This window comes from Saccharibacter sp. 17.LH.SD (genome assembly GCF_009834805.1).
In the GTDB taxonomy this organism is placed as follows: domain Bacteria; phylum Pseudomonadota; class Alphaproteobacteria; order Acetobacterales; family Acetobacteraceae; genus Saccharibacter.
The window spans coordinates 260,883-283,205 of the sequence record NZ_WVHO01000010.1; the positions used below are offsets into that span (position 1 = coordinate 260,883).

At 49.3% G+C, this 22,323-nt stretch carries 23 protein-coding genes and 2 tRNA genes; 6 read left to right on the forward strand and 19 right to left on the reverse strand.

Annotated features, from left to right (window positions below; all coding sequences use genetic code 11):
* Positions 1 to 34: 34 nt before the first annotated feature.
* Entirely contained in the window at positions 35 to 1,213 is a 1,179-nt protein-coding gene (locus GS501_RS05800) for an MFS transporter (RefSeq protein WP_160830923.1), read from the reverse strand.
* 260 nt (positions 1,214 to 1,473) lie between these two features.
* Between GS501_RS05800 and GS501_RS05805 the strand changes: the two genes are divergently transcribed.
* Positions 1,474 to 2,385 carry an AraC family transcriptional regulator gene (locus GS501_RS05805; RefSeq protein ID WP_160830924.1) on the forward strand — a complete coding sequence of 304 codons (912 nt, stop codon included), beginning with the start codon at positions 1,474 to 1,476 and terminating at the stop codon, positions 2,383 to 2,385.
* A gap of 154 nt (positions 2,386 to 2,539) precedes the next feature.
* On the opposite strand, the gene GS501_RS05810 is transcribed toward GS501_RS05805, so the two are convergent.
* Positions 2,540 to 3,769 (reverse strand): mechanosensitive ion channel family protein, encoded by a 1,230-nt coding sequence (locus GS501_RS05810; protein WP_160830925.1) that lies wholly within the window; start codon positions 3,767 to 3,769, stop codon positions 2,540 to 2,542.
* Between the two features lie 178 nt (positions 3,770 to 3,947).
* On the opposite strand from GS501_RS05810, the gene GS501_RS05815 reads away from it, so the two are divergent.
* Positions 3,948 to 4,022, forward strand: a tRNA-Met gene (locus tag GS501_RS05815).
* Positions 4,023 to 4,174: 152 nt separating this feature from the next.
* Here the strand turns inward: GS501_RS05815 and GS501_RS05820 are convergent.
* Both GS501_RS05820 and prmC read right to left on the reverse strand, forming a co-directional pair.
* A complete protein-coding gene (locus tag GS501_RS05820; protein ID WP_160830926.1) occupies positions 4,175 to 4,675 on the reverse strand; it encodes a DUF4167 domain-containing protein in 501 nt (166 codons plus the stop codon).
* Positions 4,676 to 4,864: 189 nt separating this feature from the next.
* Positions 4,865 to 5,755: a peptide chain release factor N(5)-glutamine methyltransferase gene (prmC, locus tag GS501_RS05825; RefSeq protein WP_237442442.1), complete on the reverse strand. Its 891-nt coding sequence runs from the start codon at positions 5,753 to 5,755 to the stop codon at positions 4,865 to 4,867.
* Between prmC and GS501_RS05830 the strand changes: the two genes are divergently transcribed.
* Entirely contained in the window at positions 5,749 to 6,222 is a 474-nt protein-coding gene (locus tag GS501_RS05830) for a hypothetical protein (RefSeq protein WP_370517947.1), read from the forward strand. The genes prmC and GS501_RS05830 overlap by 7 nt on opposite strands.
* Positions 6,223 to 6,229: 7 nt before the next feature.
* Here GS501_RS05830 and prfA read toward each other — a convergent pair whose 3' ends face one another.
* The 6 genes from prfA to GS501_RS05860 all read right to left on the reverse strand — a co-directional run bounded on the left by prfA (position 6,230) and on the right by GS501_RS05860 (position 13,302).
* Positions 6,230 to 7,303: a peptide chain release factor 1 gene (gene prfA / locus GS501_RS05835; RefSeq protein ID WP_160830927.1), complete on the reverse strand. Its 1,074-nt coding sequence runs from the start codon at positions 7,301 to 7,303 to the stop codon at positions 6,230 to 6,232.
* Positions 7,300 to 8,550, reverse strand: a complete 1,251-nt coding sequence (gene hisS, locus GS501_RS05840) for a histidine--tRNA ligase (protein ID WP_160830928.1) — start codon at positions 8,548 to 8,550, stop codon at positions 7,300 to 7,302. Before hisS ends, prfA begins: the two co-directional genes overlap by 4 nt.
* The gene (gene ispG / locus GS501_RS05845) at positions 8,550 to 9,695 is read right to left on the reverse strand and encodes a flavodoxin-dependent (E)-4-hydroxy-3-methylbut-2-enyl-diphosphate synthase (protein ID WP_160830929.1); all 1,146 of its coding nucleotides are present in this window, start codon (positions 9,693 to 9,695) and stop codon (positions 8,550 to 8,552) included. Before ispG ends, hisS begins: the two co-directional genes overlap by 1 nt.
* A 72-nt stretch (positions 9,696 to 9,767) precedes the next feature.
* Entirely contained in the window at positions 9,768 to 10,925 is a 1,158-nt protein-coding gene (locus GS501_RS05850) for a helix-turn-helix domain-containing protein (RefSeq protein ID WP_160830930.1), read from the reverse strand.
* Between the two features lie 81 nt (positions 10,926 to 11,006).
* The gene (locus GS501_RS05855; RefSeq protein WP_160830931.1) at positions 11,007 to 12,077 is read right to left on the reverse strand and encodes a nitronate monooxygenase family protein; all 1,071 of its coding nucleotides are present in this window, start codon (positions 12,075 to 12,077) and stop codon (positions 11,007 to 11,009) included.
* Complete coding sequence (locus GS501_RS05860; RefSeq protein WP_237442455.1) at positions 12,070 to 13,302, reverse strand: aspartate kinase; 1,233 nt, start codon at positions 13,300 to 13,302, stop codon at positions 12,070 to 12,072. The genes GS501_RS05855 and GS501_RS05860 overlap by 8 nt, the downstream gene beginning before the upstream one ends.
* Positions 13,303 to 13,515: 213 nt before the next feature.
* Here GS501_RS05860 and ubiG point away from each other — a divergent pair, with 213 nt between their 5' ends.
* Complete coding sequence (gene ubiG, locus GS501_RS05865; protein ID WP_160830933.1) at positions 13,516 to 14,262, forward strand: bifunctional 2-polyprenyl-6-hydroxyphenol methylase/3-demethylubiquinol 3-O-methyltransferase UbiG; 747 nt, start codon at positions 13,516 to 13,518, stop codon at positions 14,260 to 14,262.
* 62 nt (positions 14,263 to 14,324) lie between these two features.
* On the opposite strand, the gene GS501_RS05870 is transcribed toward ubiG, so the two are convergent.
* From GS501_RS05870 to GS501_RS05900, 7 genes are all read right to left on the reverse strand, one after another.
* Entirely contained in the window at positions 14,325 to 15,578 is a 1,254-nt protein-coding gene (locus tag GS501_RS05870; protein WP_160830934.1) for a lactonase family protein, read from the reverse strand.
* Positions 15,579 to 15,695: 117 nt separating this feature from the next.
* Positions 15,696 to 16,217: a DUF2147 domain-containing protein gene (locus GS501_RS05875; RefSeq protein ID WP_160830935.1), complete on the reverse strand. Its 522-nt coding sequence runs from the start codon at positions 16,215 to 16,217 to the stop codon at positions 15,696 to 15,698.
* A 3-nt stretch (positions 16,218 to 16,220) separates the two neighbouring features.
* Positions 16,221 to 16,481: a glutaredoxin 3 gene (grxC, locus tag GS501_RS05880; RefSeq protein WP_160830936.1), complete on the reverse strand. Its 261-nt coding sequence runs from the start codon at positions 16,479 to 16,481 to the stop codon at positions 16,221 to 16,223.
* The gene (locus tag GS501_RS05885; RefSeq protein ID WP_160830937.1) at positions 16,468 to 17,265 is read right to left on the reverse strand and encodes a ComF family protein; all 798 of its coding nucleotides are present in this window, start codon (positions 17,263 to 17,265) and stop codon (positions 16,468 to 16,470) included. Before GS501_RS05885 ends, grxC begins: the two co-directional genes overlap by 14 nt.
* A gap of 23 nt (positions 17,266 to 17,288) precedes the next feature.
* Positions 17,289 to 18,695, reverse strand: a complete 1,407-nt coding sequence (pgmG, locus tag GS501_RS05890; RefSeq protein ID WP_160830938.1) for a phosphoglucomutase/phosphomannomutase PgmG — start codon at positions 18,693 to 18,695, stop codon at positions 17,289 to 17,291.
* A gap of 7 nt (positions 18,696 to 18,702) precedes the next feature.
* The gene (galU, locus tag GS501_RS05895; RefSeq protein WP_160830939.1) at positions 18,703 to 19,572 is read right to left on the reverse strand and encodes a UTP--glucose-1-phosphate uridylyltransferase GalU; all 870 of its coding nucleotides are present in this window, start codon (positions 19,570 to 19,572) and stop codon (positions 18,703 to 18,705) included.
* Positions 19,573 to 19,816: 244 nt separating this feature from the next.
* Positions 19,817 to 19,903: transfer RNA gene (locus GS501_RS05900), tRNA-Leu, on the reverse strand.
* Between the two features lie 57 nt (positions 19,904 to 19,960).
* Here GS501_RS05900 and lipB point away from each other — a divergent pair.
* Positions 19,961 to 20,662 (forward strand): lipoyl(octanoyl) transferase LipB, encoded by a 702-nt coding sequence (gene lipB, locus GS501_RS05905; protein ID WP_370517960.1) that lies wholly within the window; start codon positions 19,961 to 19,963, stop codon positions 20,660 to 20,662.
* Here the strand turns inward: lipB and GS501_RS05910 are convergent.
* Both GS501_RS05910 and GS501_RS05915 read right to left on the reverse strand, forming a co-directional pair.
* Complete coding sequence (locus tag GS501_RS05910; RefSeq protein ID WP_237442443.1) at positions 20,643 to 21,284, reverse strand: outer membrane lipoprotein carrier protein LolA; 642 nt, start codon at positions 21,282 to 21,284, stop codon at positions 20,643 to 20,645. The two genes, lipB and GS501_RS05910, sit on opposite strands and share 20 nt — an antisense overlap.
* A complete protein-coding gene (locus tag GS501_RS05915) occupies positions 21,281 to 21,580 on the reverse strand; it encodes a BolA family transcriptional regulator (RefSeq protein WP_160830941.1) in 300 nt (99 codons plus the stop codon). Before GS501_RS05915 ends, GS501_RS05910 begins: the two co-directional genes overlap by 4 nt.
* 122 nt (positions 21,581 to 21,702) lie before the next feature.
* Here GS501_RS05915 and GS501_RS05920 point away from each other — a divergent pair, with 122 nt between their 5' ends.
* Positions 21,703 to 22,305, forward strand: coding sequence for a DnaJ domain-containing protein (locus tag GS501_RS05920; RefSeq protein ID WP_160830942.1), 603 nt, complete (start codon positions 21,703 to 21,705; stop codon positions 22,303 to 22,305).
* The last annotated feature ends 18 nt before the right edge of the window (positions 22,306 to 22,323 follow it).

The following is a 22,323-nucleotide window of genomic DNA, read 5'->3' on the forward strand; positions in this document are numbered from 1 at the left end:
AAAGAAGCACGCACCAAAACCATATTCGGCACAATCATGAGAGTAATACTCTTCTTCCCTGCGCTAAAACACTTAACGCCATGAGAAGTAGAACGACACTTCCGATAAAAGCTCCTGGAATACCCGTATTATTGAGAAGTTCTCCCCCTAAATAGGAGCCAAGTAAAATAGCTCCCTGGATAATCGCAACCATAAGACTTCCTGCCGCTTCAGGTTGATCTTTTACATTTTGAGACATCCATCCCATCCAGCCAATGGATAAAGCAGGGTTTGCGGCGCCCCACATGAACAAAAGGAAAGCTGTCAAAATTTCTGATGAACCTGACCATAATAATGCAAGCGTCACAGCCCCCATAATAGCCGGAACCATTTTGAGTAAAATAAGCACATGGTTCTCGGCTATTCGACTTCCTATCGGGCTACCCACAAAGCCCGCACAACCAAGAACTAGAAACATCAAAGACAGTTGATCGGTATTTAGACCGGCTTTTTGCTCTAAATAAGGGCGCAAATACGTAAACATCGTAAAAGCACCGCCAAAGGTCAGTGCCATAGCAATCATTCCAAAAAGAAAATATTTTCTTTTCAATAACTGCCCTAAATCACGCAGTAAGATACGGTCCTTTGACGGTAAAGAAGGTAAGGCGATCCACATCCAAATAAGGTTAACCATCACGAGAGGGACTAAGGCCTCAAACACACCGCGCCATCCTATGAGGCCACCGAGAAAACTGCCAAGCGGTGCCGCAAAAGCTGAGGCAATAGCTTGCCCCATATACATCACACCAAGTGCTTGCGTTACTTTCCCATCAGGAACAAGACGCATGATAGTTGATGTCGCTAAGGCCCAAAAACCACCTACAGCAACCCCCAATAAAGTGCGTGCCACCATTAAGATCAAAAAATTAGGTGTGACAGCCATCACAAGCAAAGAAAGCAACTGACAGGCTGCCATTGTTACCAGCACATATTTACGGTTCACCCGCCCGGCGAGCGTAGGGATGATCAGAGCCGACATCATCGCAAAAAAACCACTAATGGCTATCGCTTGACCTGTTTGACCAGCTGTAACACCAAGGCCTTGCGCGATAGGGGTCAACAAACTGACAGGCATAAATTCCGAGGCTAATAACAACGCGACACAGAACGTCATAGACAACACGGCACTCCAGGGAATGGTGGTATCGCGTGATAATGACCGTTCAACTTTCATTATTCGTTTCCAAATATGTGCAAAAAATTAAATGAATGCCTCAAAGAGACAGGACATGATGAACGTATAGACCAGCGCTCTCATTCCAATTTTTCGCCCCAACGTCAGGAAAATAGCCCATATACCGCTCCTTTCTTCGTGAGAAACGGGATGTAATGTTTCACATCATAAGGAGAGCACGGTAGAAATTTCCCACTATTTTCTTGCCTATTCCTCCAAACTGGCCACGTCATCACTATGCATTGATCAGGGGATCTTACATGCCATCATCACAAGAAAGTCATGCCCGTGACCGTGAGCCGTTAAATCAAAAAATAGCCCACCAGATTACCTTATTGATCGGTGAGGATCATGACCGATCAACCCTGCTGCATGATCTTAAAATTTTTCGGAGAACAGAATCCTCGCTTGCGTGCCCGTGTCTTTACGAACCGAGCCTTATTCTCGTCGTGCAAGGGCAAAAGAAGATGCTGCTTAACAAGCAAGAATTTATCTATGACCCGCATCATTTTCTGCTGACATCTCTTGATATTCCGGCCAGCACACAAGTTCTTGAGGCTCATCCTGATAAACCCTGCCTGGGTTTATCGTTACATTTAGATCGAAAAATCATTACAGACTTGGGAAGCCATCTTTCTATTCCCTCGAATGTTTTGCCTGAGAAAAGCGCAGCAACCAGTGAAACACATCTAAAGATTCTAGACGCTATATTCCGATTATTAGAGTTACTACAGGAACCTGAAAGTATTTCTTTTATGGCACCGTTAATCCTTAAAGAAATTTATTACAGGCTACTAAAAAGCGATGTAGCACCTCTTTTATGGAATATCGCTGCTTCAGGGAGCACAGGGCATCGCGTAGCACACGCTATCCAATGGCTGAAGCGACATTACGCGCAACCTATTCTTATGACTGAGCTCGCGCAAAATGTACAAATGAGCCCGTCAAGCTTGCATCATCATTTCCGTCAATTAACCGGGAAAAGCCCTTTGCAATATCAAAAGTGGCTTCGCTTGAATGAAGCCCGACGTTTAATGATTAATCACCATCTTGATGCTGCAACCGCTTCTTATCAAACAGGGTATGAAAGCCCCTCACATTTTAGTCGCGATTATAAGAAGCTCTTTGGTCTTCCACCCAAGCAAGATATGAAACGTCAATCATCATGCTGACATCAGCTATCCAAACGTAGAAATTGCGGCGAAGCGCATAACTCACCGGAGAAACAGCCCAGCAAGCTTATATTCGTGCTGTCATGCTGGGCGTGAAACAGAGATTCTTTCTCTAATGCGCCAATCCTATACCCCGCTTAAATGACTCATTACATCATTTATAAGGCGTCGATTGATGAGAGGATGCCGCATTAGTCACGCTTTCCGGCCCCATATAACTTCCTGCTGGCGGGCGAGAAATCGGCGGAGACAGCAAAGTATCGTCATGCGTTGGGTCAAAAGATACTCCCGTCTTAGGGTCCACAAAAGACATACGCGTGCGTGGCAAAGCCTGAGGATATTCTGCTCGAATACGCGCAATCGCCTTTTCTCGAATATCACACCGCAAATCCCAGCTTTGCATCGCACTGCGCGCACTCGCGATAATACGCACAGACACGGCATGATGAGTGCACTCTGATATCTGTGCATCAAATACCTTACCATCCCAAAGGGGGCATCCACGCACAATCTCACGCAGCATTTCGCGAATTTCTTCCATCGGGGCTTCATAATCCAACCACAGATAAACCACCCCGGTAATCGCGGCTGAATTATGCGTCCAGTTTTCGAAACGATTCTCAAGAAAGTACGACAGAGGAACGATATGACGACGCCAATCCCACACGCGAAGTACTACATAGGTCGCTGTGATTTCCTCTACCCAACACCAATCGCCATTGATGATCACCAGGTCTTCCATACGGATCGGTTGTGTAATGGCAATTTGCACACCGGCAATAAGGTTGGTTAACAATCCCCGCGCCGACAAACCAACCACCAAAGAGGCCGCCCCAGCAGACGCAAAAAGCGACACACCATATTGCTTAACTGAGGGAAACAACATCAACGCTGACGCCACGGTGATGATACCAATAAGAATCTCACCCAAACGCCGCAAAACTTTAATTTGCGTTTGATGAGCGCGCACCATGATGTCATCCGCATAATCGCGCTTTGTCAGCCTGTTAAGATAGCCCTCCGCCATGAGGCGAAACGTAATAATAATGGAAGCGCCAACCACTAAGATTAAGGCAAACAACAGAAGCCGCTGAAAGGTCTGCTCTGTCTCATAGGACAAACCCGTTGCTGCAGGCAGTGCCGCTAACAACGCTAAAAGCGTCACAATAATCCGTGAAGGACGACGCAATGCACTGACAAAATTGCGTAATATCGCCGCACTCCGCGTTCCTGGGATGCGAAGCAACACCACGATAGCGCCTTGGCCAAAATAAAACGCCGCCAACCCAACAATTGCCAGCATCACCGTGGACACGACAGAAGGAGGCAACCACGAAAGGGCATTGCTAAACGCAAACAGGATATTGGTAAAATGCTGCAACAAGGACACTTTTCTCCAGAAGAGCACAATTTTAAGGTGCGCAGAGTGGCAGGGCGCCTCCAAAAAGAAAACCTCAAAAGAATGTTATTCTTTCTTGGTCTCCCGTTGACATATCACGGAAAATACCATAGAAGCTCCCCACAGCGGCGGACGTAATACGGTTCGCCTCAGAAGTAAAGATGGCGGTGTAGCTCAGTGGTAGAGCAGGGGAATCATAATCCCTTGGTCGGCGGTTCAAATCCGTCCACCGCTACCATCACTTCATTATTTTCTCAAAAAATATATCTACTGGATACGGGCTTGTAGCGGCCTTCCCGCTACTGCTCCTGCAACGTTTATAACCGACCGTCCTATTTATGTGACGTCTAAAAGGGAAGATTTTACTCTTCCCTTCCTTCACTTATTTAATCATTCATCTTCATCAACGTCGAGACTGGGCGCTGGTGCACGGCGTCTCCGTGGGGGGCGGCCTTCTGGTGGAGATGGCTGCTTGACCGGAACCTCACGCTCAACAGCGGCAGGCACGACCTCTTCTTCCTCTTCTCCATCAAGCGACGGTTCACGACGCTCACGGGTAATAGCCTCCCGGCGCTCCTGATACGCACGTTGACGCTCTGCACGCTCTTGCTGTGCAGTCTGCACGGCCTGATTCATCGCATTCAAAATACGGAAATAATGTTCTGCATACTGGAAATAGGCTTCTGCCAGGACACGATCTCCCGTACCCGTTGCATCACGCCCAAGCTGCAAATATTTCTCTGAAAGCTGTTGCGCCGTCCCACGAATACGCAAGTCCGGGCCATTGCTTTCAAAGACGTGGTTTCGATTCAGTGGAACCTGACCGTTATTGCCACGTGACGTCCCTCCACCGCCTCCCGAACGATGATGGCGGCTTCTCATACGCTTCATAATCTACAACCCGTTAATGTCGCTCTGATGGTTTCTTGACAAAGCACCCCAACTCCACATCTCCCATCATTAGCAGAAGAGACCGTGTATCACTCTGGAGATAGTGGTGGGCTAAACAGCTAGGAATTCTCTATCATCCTGCCTTACGGCGTAACTCTAGCAATTATCTTACCAGAAGCCAACCGCTTTCTACGAATGTGCAAGCACCAATGCACGAGGAATCCCTCCGAGATCCTTCCGACACATAATTTTCTTAAGGCCATTCTGTTCTGCTAGTGCTGTCACAGCTTCTTCTTGCCCTGCCCCTAATTCAAAAATAATGAAACCACCCGGTGCTAGAATGTTCGGCAACAGACGACACAATAAACGATAAGCACTCAAGCCATCATCCCCTCCGTCCAAAGCACGATGCGGCTCATAAAGAGCCACTTCCGGCATGAGATGTTCAATCTCTTTTTTCTCGATATAGGGAGGGTTTGACAGAATAATATCAAAATGTCCTTCCACACCCTCAGTCCATGAACCAACCTGAAAAGATGCCCGTTTATCCAAATCATGCTGCTGCGCATTATGTTGTGCTAAAAGCACCGCCCCGTCGGAAATATCCACACCAACACCCAAAGCATGAGGATATTCCACTAACGCCGCCAATAAGAGACACCCTGTTCCTGTTCCAAGATCCAAAATAGACCGTATTTTTGAGCGTTCAGGACATAGTGCCAGCAATGCTTCAATCAAGGTTTCACTATCAGGGCGCGGGATAAGTGTGTCAGGTGACACCGCCAAATCAAGCGTCCAAAAGCCCTGCTTTCCTGTAATGAAAGCCATAGGCTCCCGCTGAATACGTCGCCGCACCCCTTCTAGGAAGCGCTCGGCACTTTCAGCAGGAATGTCTGTATGGTGCAGCAAATGCAAGCGGTCCCATCCTGTCGCCCACTGCAAAAGCCATTGCGCTTCCAAAGGAGCATTCTCAATCCCAGCTTGACAAAAACCATCAATCGCCTGTTGCACTAAAGGTGCTTTACGCATTACCGGAAGATTCGTTGAAACATTGCATGGTTTGGGCCCTTCACGTGACATCTCGCTCTACCCTCTTCCCTCTTCTACTTCTCGCCGTCTTTGGCACAGCCCATGCGCAAGACAACACGACCATGCCAGATGGTCCCACAAGTGGCAGCTTTACCGTCATGGATGAACGCGCCCCAGACGAGATATCGGAAGTCTCTCGCCTTTACATCAATGGCCATCTTGCCGCGACATTCCAACTCGATCTCACTCATTCCAGCGCCCAAGTTACCGTGCCTATTCCCCTAGGACGGACTGACCTTTCTTATTCTTTATGCGGTGCTGTCACTATGTCTTACAATGGCCGCACGGTAACACGCATCGTCAGCAGCGACGGCACGCTCCATAATCCGGATGGCCGGAATTATGAAGCTGTGGGCAATGAGCATTTTACGGACTTCTTTTTAGTCGATCCCGACGATCCCTCTGCAGAAGAACACCTCACGGGTCATTCAGCACGATGCACCGTTCCTAATAGCTAGAGGGCTCCTATAGAGCGCCGGATTCAGCGGCCAAAAGGTCCATTTGCTCATGATGCGTCAATGAATCGACAATTTCATCAAAATCACCGCTCATCACCTGCATAATTTTATACAATGTTAAATTAATGCGATGATCTGTGACCCGATTTTGTGGGAAATTGTACGTCCGTATCCGTTCCGAGCGATCCCCCGTCCCGACCTGAGACTTACGATCAGCCGCGCGCGTACTATTAACACGTTGACGCTCTAATTCGTACAAACGCGCTTTAAGAATTTTCATCGCCTTTTCTCGGTTGCGGTGCTGGCTTCTCTCTTCCTGCATCGCCACAACAACCCCACTCGGCATATGGGTAATACGTACCGCACTTTCTGTTTTATTCACATGCTGCCCACCTGCACCGGAAGCACGATACACGTCAATGCGCAGATCCTCATCGCGAATATCGACATCGACATTTTCGGCTTCTGGCAGTACAGCCACCGTCACTGTCGATGTATGAATACGTCCCTGACTTTCCGTTGCTGGCACACGCTGAACACGATGCACGCCTGATTCATATTTAAACCGTGCGAACACCCCACTCCCTGTAATGGTTGCAATGCCCTCCTTAAGGCCGGACAACTCATTTTCCGACAGGGACATCAATTCAAAACGCCACCCATTTTTCTCGGCAAACCGACGATATGCATCGAACAATTCTGCAGCAAAAAGCCCAGCTTCATCTCCTCCCGCTGCGGGACGGATTTCAAGAATAGCACTTCCCTCATCCGCCGCATCTTTCGGTAAAAGAGCGAGACGCATCCCATGCTCGAGCTCAGGTAATTGCGCATCAACATCACGCAAATCCGCTTCTGCGAGCTCTTTTAACTCCGGGTCTTCCAGCAAAAGCTGCGCTTCTTGTTTCCGCTCAAACGCTTTTTGCCACGCTCTGATAGCCGCTACAGGCTGTTCTAATGCCGCATATTCCTTGGAAAGCCGGGTAAAATCTTCCCCCGCCCCTTCACTGGACGACATCAACGCCTGGAGTTCCTCAAAGCGCGCGACAATCTGTTCTAAACGATGGTCAATGGCAGAAGTCATGCGTCACATTCATGCTTTAATATGGTCAGGAGCTGAGCAATAGGCACTTCTTTTTGCTCACGATTCGCCAACACTCGAAGCTGAACAACATCGCGCTCTAGATCATCATCACCAAGGAAAATCACATGTGAGGCCCCTGATTTCACAATCCGGTCCATGCGCTTTTTCATATTCCCACGGGTTTCAATAGCGACACGATGACCACCATCACGCAATGTCTGGGCAATCGTCGCGGCTTTGAATGTCGCGGCCTCTCCAAGAGGAAGAACAGCAATCCCAGCGTGACTCTCTGTTGGCGCTTCAATGAGGGACGCAAGGCGCTCAATACCAGCCGCCCAGCCAATCGCTGGAATGGCAGGCCCACCCATTTCTTCAACCAACCCTTCGTAACGTCCACCAGCCAACACGGTGCCCTGAGCGCCTAGTTGATCGGTAACAAATTCGAAGACTGTATGGCTATAATAATCAAGACCGCGCACAATACGTGGGTTCTCAACATAAGACACCCCAAAAGAGTGAAGTGCCTTGCGTAATTCATCCCAAAACTGACGCGACTCTTCACTGAGATAATCATCAAAAACCGGCGCATCGGCGACAAAACGACGATCCCGCTCATCTTTACTGTCCAAAATGCGCAATGGGTTCACTTCCAAGCGCGTCCGACTATCTTCTGAAAGTTGATCGGCATATTGGCGGAAATACACAACCAAAGCCTCACGCCACGCTTTACGACTCTCCAGATCCCCAAGAGTATTCAGCTCAAGCGTAATATGCTCCCCCAACCCCAATGCCGCGAGAAAATCACGCGCCATTGCGATGGTCTCTGCATCCCGCAAAGGCCCTTCAGCGCCGAGAAGCTCGACACCAATTTGATGAAACTGGCGGTAACGCCCTTTCTGAGGGCGCTCATACCGAAACATCGGGCCTTGATAGAAGACTTTTTGCGGCAAAGCTTGCGTTAAGGCATTGGAAACCAACGCCCGAGCAATACTCGCCGTCCCCTCAGGGCGCAACGTCAAACTTTCACGATCACGATCTTGAAAGCTATACATCTCTTTGGAAACAACATCCGATGTCTCACCAAGAGAACGTGCAAAAACACGGGTCTCCTCAAAAATGGGCGTTGCCCATTCTGAGAAGCCATAACGGCTTAGAATCTCACGCCCGGTCTCCACGACATGACGATGACGGAGCATATCCTCGCCAATAATGTCATGCGTGCCACGTACTGGTTGAAAGCGTGCCATTAGTGTGCCGCCGGATCCATGGCCTTTGCGGTTGAACCTTCAATTTCTCCCGCTTCAATAGCACTGACATGCTTCTCAACCAGATCAATAATATGGTTGATCATATCATCAGCCGGCATTGTATGGTCCTGCTTCCCGGCAGAATAAACCATATGACGCCCCTGGCCACCACCAGTCACACCAATATCGGTCATCAGGGCTTCGCCTGGGCCATTAACAACACATCCAATGATGGAAAGCGTCATCGGTGTTTTAATATGCTGCAAACGCTCTTCCAGCGTCTGTACGGTCTCGACAACATTAAATCCTTGCCGTGCACAAGACGGACAGGAAATGATCTTTACACCACGATGACGCAAGCCCAGTGATTTGAGAATATCCCAGCCCACAAGCACTTCTTCTTCTGGAGGCGCTGACAGCGAGACACGCATTGTGTCACCAATCCCAGCCCACAGAAGATTCCCGAGCCCGAGAGCGGATTTTACAGTCCCCGCACGCTTAGAGCCTGCCTCAGTAATGCCGATATGCAGAGGATGATCACAGCAATCCGCCAATTGCTGATACGCCGCAACAGCCATGAACACATCAGAAGCCTTCACACTAATTTTGAATTCATGGAAATCATGATCTTGCAAAATTTTCGCATGTTCCAGGGCACTTTCAACAAGCGCCTCTGGGTTAGGCTCCCCGTATTTCTCCAATAGATGCTTCTCAAGCGAGCCTGCATTCACACCGATACGAATGGAACAGCCATGGTCACGCGCTGCATTCACCACTTCCTTAACGCGAGCGGCGCTTCCAATGTTACCAGGGTTAATACGCAAACATGCCGCCCCAGCCTCAGCCGCTTCAATGGCGCGCTTATAGTGGAAGTGAATATCCGCCACGATTGGCGCATTCACTTCTTCCACAATCGTTTTTAATGCCTTTGTGCTCGCCTCATCTGGGCAAGAAACACGCACAATATCGACACCAGCTAACTCGGCCTTGCGGATTTGAGCAATGGTTCCTTCAATATCCGTAGTCAGCGTATTGGTCATGGTTTGCACCGATACCGGGGCATCTCCACCAACGGCAATATTGCCGACATGGATTTGCCGCGATTTACGACGCTCAATATGCTGATAAGGGCGAATACTGCTCATGAATAACCTCTCTGGGCCCAAACTAACGGGCCCATGATAAACAATGCTAGCTCTTTCGAGTTATAAGACTATTTAGTGCGATGCAGCGTTATGATCCAGCGTTGGAACGGTAGAACTATGATCTTTCTGAAGATCATTTGGCACAACAGACATGCCGTCTGGTAACGTACCATGACCATAATGGCCATCTATAACCCCCTGGGCCGTCACACTGACATTACGCTTCACTGTGCCAGAAGGACCGAGCGGTTCACTCACAGCATCTCCTGCCTGCAAAAGAACACCCCCCGCATTCCCAGCTGTAATGCGATAAGGAGCCGACTGATCATCCCCTACCCAACTCTCACCTTTTTTCATTACGCGAGACTGCACAACGCGCCCTTGTGCATTTTTAATCTGCACCCAGCTATCTTGCGTCACCCTTAAAACAACTTGATGCGGGTCAAGCGTGGAGGACACCTTAGGCGCTGGCGATGTCTCAGGATGAGCCTGAGCTTGCTTAGGCGCTTCAAAAGGTGATGGCTGAGACGCTTCATTACTACCAACAAGGGGAGCCGGTGTCGGTAACGTCATGTTGGCAGCATTTCCACTCTCACCAGAATGAGTGCTTGGCTCTGGCTCCGGTGTTACATCCGGCGTCTGCCCTGCCCCGGCATCACGCGCTGTATTGGACCCAACATCCGGCAATGTTGGCCCAGAAGGAGTTGTCGGCGATTCATCCCGACTACGCGACTCATCATTTTTGTCATTCGGAACAGAAGAGGTATCCTCCTTCTGTTCCGACACAGCAGCTGGTGTTGCCACTGATGGAACGGATGTGTGGTTTGCAAAACGATACCAGCAAACATAAGCCACGATCACAATAATGATCCCGACCACAACCAGCAAAACAACCGAAACGCCACGATCTCCATTGGGAGAAAACCTTGTGACAGCTGGTATGCTTGCTTTCTCAGCTCGTTTTAACTCTCCCTGATTAAGGGACCCAACCAGGGGCGCTGCATCCAAATTTAGAAAAGCAGCGTAGCTCCGGATAAAGCCCAACACATAGGCCTTTCCAGGAAGCTTCTCGTAATCATCTTTCTCCAACGCCTCTACAACAGAGGGACGCATTTTAAGATGACTGGCAACGTCATCAATCTGCCACCCGAGCTGCTCCCGCCGAGCACGTAACGTCTCACCAACGCCTGAATGACTAGGCACTGTTTCTTCTGAACGCGGCTCGGACATCAATGATCCCTTTCTTATTGCAGGCTAGGCCGAGCATCGCACTCAGCAACTGAGAAATAACAATTACGCAACACTACTCAACTAGGACAATATATGTGACGAGGAACGAATACATCCCTCACGTCTTTCAATAGCGGCAATAGCTTGATCAACCAACATTGAAATAATCTCAGAAACAGGTTTGATTTCTTTAACCATTCCAACGGATTGCCCAGCCATAAGCGACCCATTTTCAACGTCACCCTCAATGACGGCACGCCGCAAAGCGCCAGCCCAAAAATGCTCGATTTCTAATTGCGCTGCTTCGCGTTCGATATCACCATTTTTGAAACGACGTAACATCTCTGTCTGATGTTCCATAAAATGGCGCGTCGCCGCGTTGGCTAAGCCACGCACGGGAATAACCGGAAAACGTTCATCAAGTTGAACAGAGACAACAGCATCACGCGCATTACCACGGCGGAAAGCCGCTTTGAAATTCTGATGCGCAATACTTTCCTGAGAGGCTGCAAAGAGCGTTCCTAACTGAGCCCCAGCAGCCCCCTGCTCTAGGTAAGAGAGAATAGCATCTCCCCGTCCCAATCCACCAGCAACAAAAACAGGGACATCCCTTATGTGAGGAAGAATTTCTTGGGCCAAGACAGTCAATGAAACAGGACCTACATGCCCACCGGCTTCTGACCCCTCAATGACCAAAGCTTCGATACCGAGCTTAATTAAACGACGCCCTAAAGCGAGGGCCGGTGCAAAACCAATCGCACGCGCTCCACCATCGCGCACACGCCGGATGCTTGCACCACTTGGCACACCACCTGCTAGCACAATATGCGTCACTTTATGAGCTAGGCAGACCTCAATCAGCTCATCAAGCTGAGGGTGCATGGTGATCAGATTAACCCCAAAAGGGCGCTTCGTCATCGCTTGCGTTGCGACAATTTCTTCCCTCAAGCGCTCAGGCGTCATCGCTCCACACGCGATAACCCCAAAACCACCCGCATTAGAAATTGCCGAAACAAGGTTTCGCTCACTCACCCAGGACATGGCGCCACCGAGGATGGCATATCTACTTCCTAGAAAGTCACAACCCGGCTTCCATAAGCAATCCAGCCTCTCACGCGCCTTCTCTCCCTCACTCATGGACGTATCACTCATGTGTTGTTTCTTCCTTTTTGCCATCCAATCCATAGGCCGTGTGCAAAGCTCGCATGGCGAGTTCTGTGTATTCAGCATCAATCAGCACAGAAATTTTAATTTCGCTGGTTGAAATAACCTGAATATTAATCCCTCTCTCTGCGAGGGTACGGAACATCGTCGCAGCAACCCCAGCATTAGAACGCATCCCCACACCAACGACGCTAATTTTCACAACATCGTGGGAGGTCGTTAATTCCCCAAAACGGATTTCGGAACGCATTTCTTCTAAAAGAGCACACGCCTTCTGTTCGTGACCCTTACTTACAGTAAACGTCATATTTGTACTACGGTCGACGCCAATACTCTGGACAATCATATCGACATTAATTCCGGCAGCCGATAACGGAGCAAAAATTTTCGCCGCAATCCCAGGCTCATCGGGAAGATTACGAATACTGATCTTCGCATCATCCTGGGAATACGCGATCCCCGCAACCAGCTCTTTCTCCATGCCGTCATCCTCATCTACAACCACGGTGCCGCTTGTATCATCTGTTTCCTCAAAAGAGGATAAAACGCGCACATTCACCTTTTCACGCATTGCTAGGCCAACACTACGAGTCTGCAGAACCTTCGCCCCTACGGACGCAAGCTCCAACATTTCCTCATATGTAATACGCTCTAACCGCTTAGCGCGCTTAACAATTCTTGGATCCGTTGTGTAAATACCATCAACATCGGTATAAATGTCACATTGATCTGCACGTATAGCTGCAGCCAAAGCCACAGCCGATGTATCAGATCCGCCACGCCCTAATGTTGCAATCCGCCCATGGGAATCAACCCCTTGGAAACCAGCAATAACCGGGACAACCCCATGATTCAAACTCTCAAGAAGGGCTGCCCCCTCAACACGATCAATCGCAGCACATCCGTGAGATTCATCTGTAAAAAGTGGGATCTGCCACCCTTGGAAAGACCGCGCTTTAACGCCAATAGCTCCCAAAGCAATGGCTAGAAGACCGCTCGTTACTTGTTCACCAGAAGCGACAACAGCGTCATACTCACACGAATCTGCTTCTGGATTAAGATCGTAACAATATTTGACCATCTGGTTTGTCACACCAGACATGGCAGACACAACAACAGCGACCCGCCGTCCCTTCGCTTGTTCAGCTTTCACCTTACGCGCAACGACACGAATACGGTCCAAGTCCCCCACCGATGTGCCACCGAACTTCATAACGACCGTTCTGGGCGTTCTTTCTTCTTTTGATGTCAAAACGGCATGAGGCGTACCGCCCTCTGCACTATCAAGCATGGACATGATGTGAACCTTGGCTCCGATTACGGATCAACTTATTTACATAAATATCCGCCCCACATACCGACATCACCCTTTTCCGTCCAGCCGAAACGTGGCAGTAAGCATATGTTCTATAAAGAGGATCTACTCATGACATCTCCTTCCCCATCAGAAACTCTTTCTTCGGTGGTCGGAGAAGAAATAAGTCATTTCAGTGCATTAGCTGACAAATGGTGGAACCCTAAGGGCCCGATGGCCCCTCTCCACGCCATGAACCCCATTCGGACTTCATGGGTAAAAGACCATCTTCCTGATGCCCTTTTTCAACAGTCTGAACCGCCTCGACTTCTTGATATTGGCTGCGGAGCCGGGCTAGCGAGCGAGCGCTTTGCGCAATTGGGGTTTAACACACTCGGTGTTGACGCAAGTGCGGAGGCGATTGCCGCAGCAACAGCGCATGTCAAAACAGTACCGCTTCCCGTTTATGCTGCCCCTCTACACTATCAAGAAGGCCATGCGGAGCTTCTTGTTGAACAGCATAAACGTTTTGATGTGGTCTGCGCATTAGAGATTATTGAACATGTTCGTGACCCTGCGGTCTTCCTACAATTACTCGCAGACCTTACGGAGCCAGGTGGTTTTGTTGCCGTATCAACACTCAATCGCACGATACGCTCTTACCTGATGGCTAAATTGGGTGCTGAATATCTGCTACGGCTTCTTCCAATTGGCACTCATGATTGGAAAAAATTTATTAGCCCGGTCGAACTAGACCGTATGGCCAAACAAGCGGGCCTTACATTATGTCACCTCAACGGCATGTCCTTCATCCCGCCCCGTTGGCATATTAGCCGCGACACAAGCGTCAATTACATTGCACTCTTTAAAAAAGCATAAAACAGAAAGGGGCCCGTTAACCCCTTTCATATATATATATATCTTTTTTCTCAAATCACTGACTAAGTATCGGTCACCATAAAAGCAAACGTCGTCGGGCTTCCGACCGGCGTAAATTGATTGGTGAAAGTCGGCCTCCCCGTTGCCCGATTAACACGGAATGACGTTACCGCATCAGAACGCTGATTAGCACAGAACAAGAACGTCCCACTTGGGTCGAACATCATGGCGCGTCCATAATCAGCATGCATCCAGACTTCATCTTGCAAGGTCAGTGTTCCATCTTGCCCCACTTCAAAGACAGCCATAGAATCACCCAAGCGGTTTGAAACGTAAACAAATTTACCACTTGCCGAAATAAGAATTTCCGCCGCCAACGTCGACCCACGAAAATGAGAAGTGACCGTGCTTACACTTTGAATAAAGGTAATTTTTCCTGTTTTGGGATCAAACTGCGACACCACCACCTTGGAGTTCTGTTCACACAAATTATACAGAACACGACCACTATGATCAAAAACAAAGTGTCGTGGTGCACATCCTGGCTCCATATTGTAATACGGCGTTTCTGCCGGGATCAGCTTCCCACGTTCAATATCCAACGTCCCTACATAAACGCGATCAAGCCCTGCATCATCAACCAGGACGTAACGACCACTCGGGTCTGTATCAATCATATGCGGATGTGACCCCGAATGATCTGATACAGCAAAGTTACCTTGCGGGTTATCTGCGGCTCTTTCCGGCTGACGCGGCCCTGTATTATGGACGATATCCGTCGCTTCTCCAAGCGACCCATCTGCATGGATCGGCAGAACAGCCACACACCCACCAACATAATTGGCAACCAGCACATATTTCCCTGATGGATGAACACTAAGATGCGCAGGCACCGCCCCACCAGAACTCACCGTATTCAGTCGCGCCAAGGTGCCTGTTTTTGTATCCACAGAATAGGCCGTTACGGAGCCATCACCATTTGAGTTGTAATCACTGATTTCACTCAAGGCGTAAAGAAACTTACGATCTTTCGTCAACGTAATAAAAGATGGACTCGGCGTGTCCATAAAGGTCGTAATAAGTGTAAGGATACCCGTATTGCGTTCCATCTCAAACACAGAGATTCCCTTGCCGTTCCCTGCACCGCCTGGAGGACCATGCTCTGTATAGCCACCAACAAAACATAATGTCCGCGGTAGAGAATTTGCAGTCTCGGGCGCAGAATCATCATCTGCATGAGCCCGACCTGCTAATGCAGCCGTTCCAACCCCTGCAAGCGCTAGGGAAAAATGACGCCGGGAAAGACGCTGAGACATAACGGGGAACTCTCCTTTAACAGGATACCAAACTGAAACAATCAGACAATATCCTCAAAGATTCACTCTCGAGATTAGGTGAAATCTACCTAAAGGAATAGTCCATTATTGCATAGCTCATTTACGATCAGATGCCATATGACACTTCTCGCCAATCGGCGGGCCTTGATAACGTGTCCATCGCTGAACTTGCCCAAAAAGCGGCAATCCAAGATAGCCTAACAGCTTCAAACGCCCATGTTTATCCAACCACAAACGAGCACTATAGGAGCGACCACTTCCCGGATCCAACACATGACCATTCCAACGACCATTTTCCCCGCGCTTCATATCGGAGATAATTTGCAGCCCGCACTCGGAACGCCCCCATACGTCTTTGTCAGGCTCTGGTGTCGTGTAATCCATGCCCACAAGCCAGCCGCATAAATTCCCTCCTCCTGGCTGGCAAGGACCGATACGAAAAATACCATCCTTGCCCTCAACCAGCCACAAACCTTCCTCAGACAATGGAGAGGCCTGTTGAGCTTGGGCCATGGGAACGACACCGCCGGAACAAAGCAAAACACTCGCTAAAAAGAGACTCGCGGGAAAGAACTGTGCTGTACCCCGCCATTTCTTATAAAGCCAGGACAGCACCATCCTTCATTCCCCCCTCAAAAGAGCATCTAATTTCCCAGAGCGATCAAGCTGCATTAACTCATCACATCCCCCTAAGGGACGACCATCAACAAATGTCTGGGGAACCGTTCTTTTTCCACCCGAACGCTGAATAGCTTCTTCACGTTCTGACGTCCCACGAGGCGCATCAATCTCTTTGAAAGGAACATTCTTCTCTTTCAATAAAGCCACAGCTCGAACACAAAATGGGCACCCAACTTGGGTATAAATTTCAATCTTTGGCATACATATATCCTACAGCTATATCCACGTCCCCCGCACAGGCACGCGCCATAACGAGTACATCAACACTCTGACATCCCACCGCAAGTAGAGCGCGCGTGCAAGCCTCAGCTGTTGCGCCCGTGGTGAGAATATCATCAATCAGAACAATTTTTTTCCCTCGCAACACGTCGCTATAGAGCTCTTTAACCTGGAAAACATCGTGCAACTCATCGCGCCGCTCTGCAATAGTTAGATGAGCTAAAGGGCGTGTATGACGTTGCCGCAAAAGCCCATCTATAATGACAGGCATGCCACTTTCTTTCCCAATACAACGCGCTAATAACGCCGCCTGATTATACCGTCGCTGCCGTAATTTTTGACGGTGCAAAGGAACAGGAATGAGGTAACTAGGCTCATTCAATATATCCCGCCCCGCACGCACCATAAACTGCGCTAAACGCCGTGCATATGATGAGCGATCAGCATATTTTAAAGGGAAAATCAAACGACGTGCGGCATCATCATATATTAGGGCGGCACAAGCCCGGCCCCATAATGGCGGCACTTCGCGACATCGTGCACAAACACCCGTCCCAAACCCCAATGCCGGTAATGCAAAAGGCTCACCACAGCGTGCACAAAACGGTTTCGCAATGAACCGTAACGATGCAAAACAAGAGGAGCACAAAACCCCTCCTGCCATGATATCAGCACCGCAAGAAAGACAGGTGGGCGGGCAGACGAAATCTAACATTCGCTTGCCTATCCCAAGAACTGCCTTCTTCCAAAAGAGGACAACACTCATGGCTGCCCTCCTCCCTTATTGTGTCAATGCGCTGCTGGCTTATCAAAATCAGGCGCCTCAAGCCCAGAAGCTTTAAGCTGAGCGGTAAAAGCTGCCTTCAACCGATCCAATCCTGCCTGATCATTCGCTTCTATACGCCCTACCAACACAGCTTGTGTGTTAGACGCACGAAGGAGCCACCAACCATCTTGTGTCCGAACACGAACACCATCAATGGCGGAAACATCTGCACCTTCTTTTTCTAGGCGCTCTGCAACCTCACGAATGACATCAAACTTGCGTGTGTCCTCACAGGGGAAGCGCAGCTCAGGAGTGTTCACCATCACGGGCAAGGCATCACGCATATCTGCCAGCGTGCCAGGAAGGCGCGCTACAATGCCCAGAACGCGGATGGCACCGTAAAGCGCATCATCAAACCCATACCATTTATCAGCAAAGAAAATATGCCCGGACATCTCCCCCGCTAATGGCGCCTTTGTTTCAGCCATTTTGCTTTTGATAAGTGAATGCCCTGTCCGCCACATTAAAGGCTTACCACCGGCTTTTTCCACTTCGTCAAAAAGAACCTGGCTGGCTTTTACATCAGCGATAATGGTGGCACCTGGATGCTTCTCCAACACATCACGCGCAAGAAGGACCAAAATTTGGTCACCCCATAATGGCCGGCCTTTACCGTCCACAATCCCAACGCGATCCGCATCACCGTCGAAAGCAATGCCCAGATCAGCTTTCTGACGCTTCACTTCAGCAATCAAATCCTGAAGGTTTGCTTCAACCGTTGGGTCTGGATGATGGTTAGGGAAACGCCCATCAATTTCTGGGTATAAAATGGTATGATCACCCGGCAATTTCTTCACCAAGCGCGTCAGCACCTCACCCGCTGCCGAATTCCCATTATCCCAAACGACTTTTAGGGGACGTTTACCATCATAATCCTTTAGAAGACGCTCGATATACGCTTCGGAAGGATCAATCGTTTCAACACGTCCCTGCTCTTCAGGCACTACATCTCCGCGAGCTGATAGCTCACCAAGCTCACGGATTTGTTCACCAAAGAAGGGCTTACCCTGCAACATCATCTTGAAACCATTATGGTCCGGCGGGTTGTGGCTTCCCGTCACCATAATGGCGCCATCAGCATTCCGTGTTACCGCTGTATAATACAGCATCGGCGTAGGGCCACGGCCGATCCGTGTCACTATCACACCGGAAGCGACAGCCCCTTTGACCAAAGCTTCTTCAAGCGTAGGCGACGAGAGACGCCCGTCATACCCTACGACAACATGCTTCCCACCAGCACGGCGTACAATACTCGCAAACGTACGCCCGATAGCGTAAGCATCCTCTGGATGTAACGTCTTCCCAACAATCCCGCGAATATCATATTCGCGCAAATTTGTAGGTTCAAATTGATGTTTAAAAGCAGTCATAATATCCTCAGACGTATTTCTTTAGGAAAGAACGTACAGCAGCCCCTAAATCTGGCCGGCTAACGGACATTGCAATTTGCGCTTCTAAAAAGCCCAATTTGTCGCCGCAATCAAAACGTGTTCCCTCATAACGCAGACCATGAAAAGGCACTTTTCCAATCACTTCAGCCATAGCGTCTGTTAATTGAACTTCACCGCCAACGCCTGTTTTCTGCTCTGAGAGTGGCTTCAAAATATCTGCCGTCAAAACATAACGACCAATAATCGCTAGGTTAGAAGGAGCATCCGCAGGTTTGGGCTTCTCAACCAAGCCTGTAATCTCAACAAGGCTTCCATCATCCTTGCCGGTTTTAAGAATACCATAACGATCTGTACGATCAGCAGGCACTTCATCAACAGCAACAACGTTACCACCTGTCTGTTGATAAACATCAGCAAGCTGCGCAACACAACTACGCCCGCCACTAACGATATCGTCAGGAAGCAGAATGGCGAATGGGTCATCCCCAATAAAGTTACGGGCACACCAAATAGCATGACCAAGCCCAAGAGGGTTCTGCTGTCGCACGGCAACGAGAGATCCTGCCGGTACACTGCTGCTTTCCAGTGCCGCCATGGACGATATTTTTCCACGCTCACGCAATGTTGCTTCTAGCTCATACGCCACATCAAAATAATCAATCAGATTATCTTTTCCACGCGCCGTAACGAGGCAAAATTCCTCAATACCAGCCGCTTTCGCTTCATCAATCGCATATTGAATAAGGGGCTTATCGACAACTGGGAGCATCTCTTTCGGCATAGCCTTAGTCGCCGGGAGAAAACGCGTGCCAAGACCTGCTACAGGCAACACAGCTTTACGCAATGGTTTAATCATACTCTCTCCTCACTTGTTACGCCGCCCTACGCCATTGAGTAAGCGTATGAAGACACCCTTAACGTTTTTTATAGAGATAACCCGATAACTCTTATCAGATCACACCCAAGGGGAATAGAGAGCATAAATAGGTCGAAAATAAGGAAATAGAAAGTTACGCTTTCATGACATCTCGTTTAAATTTGATGCCCGCGCCAACCTATCTTTTTGTAAGGAAAATTTAACGTCCACTCTTTCAGGACTATGGTGCGGCCGAGAAGACTCGAACTTCCACGGGGTTATCCCCCACAAGCACCTCAAGCTTGCGCGTCTACCATTCCGCCACGGCCGCTCCGTGACAAGCGGTTGTTTTTCAACGTGACCGCCTCGGTGAGATGGCCTATAGCCCATACACAGCAGGAGGGCAATCACCATGACACAGTTTTCTAAAGAAATTATTTGGCGACGTGATAAAATGCTCCGCGCTTATCCTGATGCTCTCCACTATATGGAAGCAAAAGCGAAAGACATTCACCTCGGGAAAACGGCAGAAGAACTATGGCTCACTGAGCACCCGCCTCTTTTCACAGCCGGAACCTCCGCCAAAAAAGAGGATCTCCTCAACCCACAACATTACCCAACATATCATGCAGGACGAGGCGGCCAATGGACCTATCATGGCCCCGGTCAACGCATTGTTTATGTCATGCTCGACTTAAAACAGCCTCATGGCCTCGTTCCGGCGCGCGATATTCGCGCCTATGTGAAGGGGTTAGAACAATGGATCATCCTCACACTATCCCGATTCGGAATTGAAGCCTTCACGCGTGAAGACCGTATCGGCGTATGGTGTATTGACCCTATTTCTCACCAAGAGACCAAAATCGCCGCTCTGGGTATTCGCTTGAGCCGATGGGTCAGCTGGCATGGAATTTCCTTAAATGTCGCACCAGCATTAGACGATTTTTCAGGCATTATTCCATGCGGAATTCGAGACTATGGCGTTACGAGCCTAGAGCGCTTTCATCATACCATCCGCATGGACGATGTCGATCACGCCCTTCTCTCCACATGGCCAAAAATTTTTGGATCTATTCCGAAGGCTGCGTGAAAATATCTGCCGATACAGGCTCATTCTCTTTGACTTCATATAAAGACAAGCCGAAATGATGCCCACGCCCATCCACACCTTGTATTCCAATTAAGGAAAGATGGCTGTGAATATCTGAGAATTGCAATGTGAGCAGCCCTTGGGAAGGATTGTCCGCTTGTGTCAGTGAAATCTGAAGAGAGTCCATTCCTTTCATCACATTACTCACCTGAACACCATCATCGAACTTCAGAGGATGTCGTAACAAAAAGCCCATTGGATTACGCTTGAGAGACATCCTCGTTACGGCACCACTATTTCCGTCATTCAACGTCAAATAGTCACCCTTAGCAATGAGTACCGTCTTGTTCGGAATGTCGTAATCTAAACGTAACGCGCCTGGCACGTAGGTAAAATGCCCATCTCCCTGCTGTCGCCCTGGCCCTTCTTGTGCAAAATTAGCTTGAAGCGATGAGAGGTCATTAAAATACTTCTGAACACGACGAGCCGCATCCTGTTGCGCATCGGGTAAGTGGTGATACCCACTCACAGCACACCCTGACAGAGACATCACGGGCACCGCGAGAATCCCCATGCTCAGCGCAATACTCGACCATTGTCGACCTCCCATTTTCTGTCTCATACGTCTTTGGTTCCCTTCAATGTCAAAGAAAGAGCATGCAGCCCCTGTTCAAATTCGGGCGCCAAAAGTTCATTCACAAGACGATGACGAGCTAAAGCGCGCATCTCGTCGAACTTATCGCTCACGATTTCAACAGCATAATGCGTCTCACCAACCTGCGCAGGACCACGACTATTCTCCTGCACAGAACGCATATGAGCATGATGTTGATGGCGCGCACTGTCATCACGAATCACCAGCATTGATGGATTCAATGCTTCTTCTAGGAGAACCGTCATACGTGTCTTACGATCCATAACCTCTCCTTCCTACATATAGACTACTACGATAAAATAGACGATATTCTTAATCAAAGCCTTATTTTAACACAGAGTAAGGTGCTTGCATCTTGTAGGCCTTCCTCCCCATATCACCCACCATGCAGCGTAAAATGTCCAGACCTCGAGCTTTTGATCCTGACCCAGATGCCCCGGAGACATGCTGTGATCACCCCGATTGCACGCTCCCCGCGGGATATCGTGCACCTCGTGGGCGCGATAATCTCCGCAGCTATTATTGGTTCTGTTTGCAACATGTGCGCGAGTATAATGCCAAATGGGATTATTATCGCGGGATGACCCCTGGGCAGATCGAAAACCATCTCCGAGCGGATACATCTTGGCAGCGCCCTTCCTGGAAATTAGGCAATATGGGCGGAGCAGGTCGTGCCTCTTTCACCGTCGATGATCTGCACGATCCACTCGATATTTTAAAAGCACGCCGCGCTCACCCCTCACACGAGGCCCCACCGCGCCAGCATGCTCCAGAACCTTTACGCCAGCCTCTGGCCCTGCTTGATTTGGGATGGCCGACGACATTAGATGACGTCAAGAGTCGTTACCGTGCCTTGGCCCGGCGGTATCATCCCGATGCCAATAAGGGAGACCCACGTGCTGAAGAACGGTTCAAAACGATCGGTTCGGCCTACGCCACATTGCGAGCACACTTTACCTCAACGGAAAACACCGCCACTGCTGGTTAGAGACTTCTTTTACTTTCG

Coding starts and splice junctions, on each gene's coding strand:
- galU (WP_160830939.1), bottom strand. CDS start 19,572: ATGATTAAACCATTGCGTAAAGCTGTGTTGCCTGTAGCAGGTCTTGGC.
- GS501_RS05860 (WP_237442455.1), bottom strand. CDS start 13,302: ATGAAGTTCGGTGGCACATCGGTGGGGGACTTGGACCGTATTCGTGTC.
- GS501_RS05920 (WP_160830942.1), top strand. CDS start 21,703: ATGCAGCGTAAAATGTCCAGACCTCGAGCTTTTGATCCTGACCCAGAT.
- GS501_RS05870 (WP_160830934.1), bottom strand. CDS start 15,578: ATGTCTCAGCGTCTTTCCCGGCGTCATTTTTCCCTAGCGCTTGCAGGG.
- GS501_RS05915 (WP_160830941.1), bottom strand. CDS start 21,580: ATGGATCGTAAGACACGTATGACGGTTCTCCTAGAAGAAGCATTGAAT.
- ispG (WP_160830929.1), bottom strand. CDS start 9,695: ATGAGCAGTATTCGCCCTTATCAGCATATTGAGCGTCGTAAATCGCGG.
- grxC (WP_160830936.1), bottom strand. CDS start 16,481: ATGCCAAAGATTGAAATTTATACCCAAGTTGGGTGCCCATTTTGTGTT.
- GS501_RS05820 (WP_160830926.1), bottom strand. CDS start 4,675: ATGAAGCGTATGAGAAGCCGCCATCATCGTTCGGGAGGCGGTGGAGGG.
- ubiG (WP_160830933.1), top strand. CDS start 13,516: ATGACATCTCCTTCCCCATCAGAAACTCTTTCTTCGGTGGTCGGAGAA.
- GS501_RS05910 (WP_237442443.1), bottom strand. CDS start 21,284: ATGAGACAGAAAATGGGAGGTCGACAATGGTCGAGTATTGCGCTGAGC.
- pgmG (WP_160830938.1), bottom strand. CDS start 18,695: ATGACTGCTTTTAAACATCAATTTGAACCTACAAATTTGCGCGAATAT.
- GS501_RS05805 (WP_160830924.1), top strand. CDS start 1,474: ATGCCATCATCACAAGAAAGTCATGCCCGTGACCGTGAGCCGTTAAAT.
- GS501_RS05855 (WP_160830931.1), bottom strand. CDS start 12,077: ATGAGTGATACGTCCATGAGTGAGGGAGAGAAGGCGCGTGAGAGGCTG.
- prmC (WP_237442442.1), bottom strand. CDS start 5,755: ATGTCACGTGAAGGGCCCAAACCATGCAATGTTTCAACGAATCTTCCG.
- GS501_RS05800 (WP_160830923.1), bottom strand. CDS start 1,213: ATGAAAGTTGAACGGTCATTATCACGCGATACCACCATTCCCTGGAGT.
- prfA (WP_160830927.1), bottom strand. CDS start 7,303: ATGACTTCTGCCATTGACCATCGTTTAGAACAGATTGTCGCGCGCTTT.
- GS501_RS05875 (WP_160830935.1), bottom strand. CDS start 16,217: ATGGTGCTGTCCTGGCTTTATAAGAAATGGCGGGGTACAGCACAGTTC.
- GS501_RS05850 (WP_160830930.1), bottom strand. CDS start 10,925: ATGTCCGAGCCGCGTTCAGAAGAAACAGTGCCTAGTCATTCAGGCGTT.
- hisS (WP_160830928.1), bottom strand. CDS start 8,550: ATGGCACGCTTTCAACCAGTACGTGGCACGCATGACATTATTGGCGAG.
- GS501_RS05885 (WP_160830937.1), bottom strand. CDS start 17,265: ATGAGTGTTGTCCTCTTTTGGAAGAAGGCAGTTCTTGGGATAGGCAAG.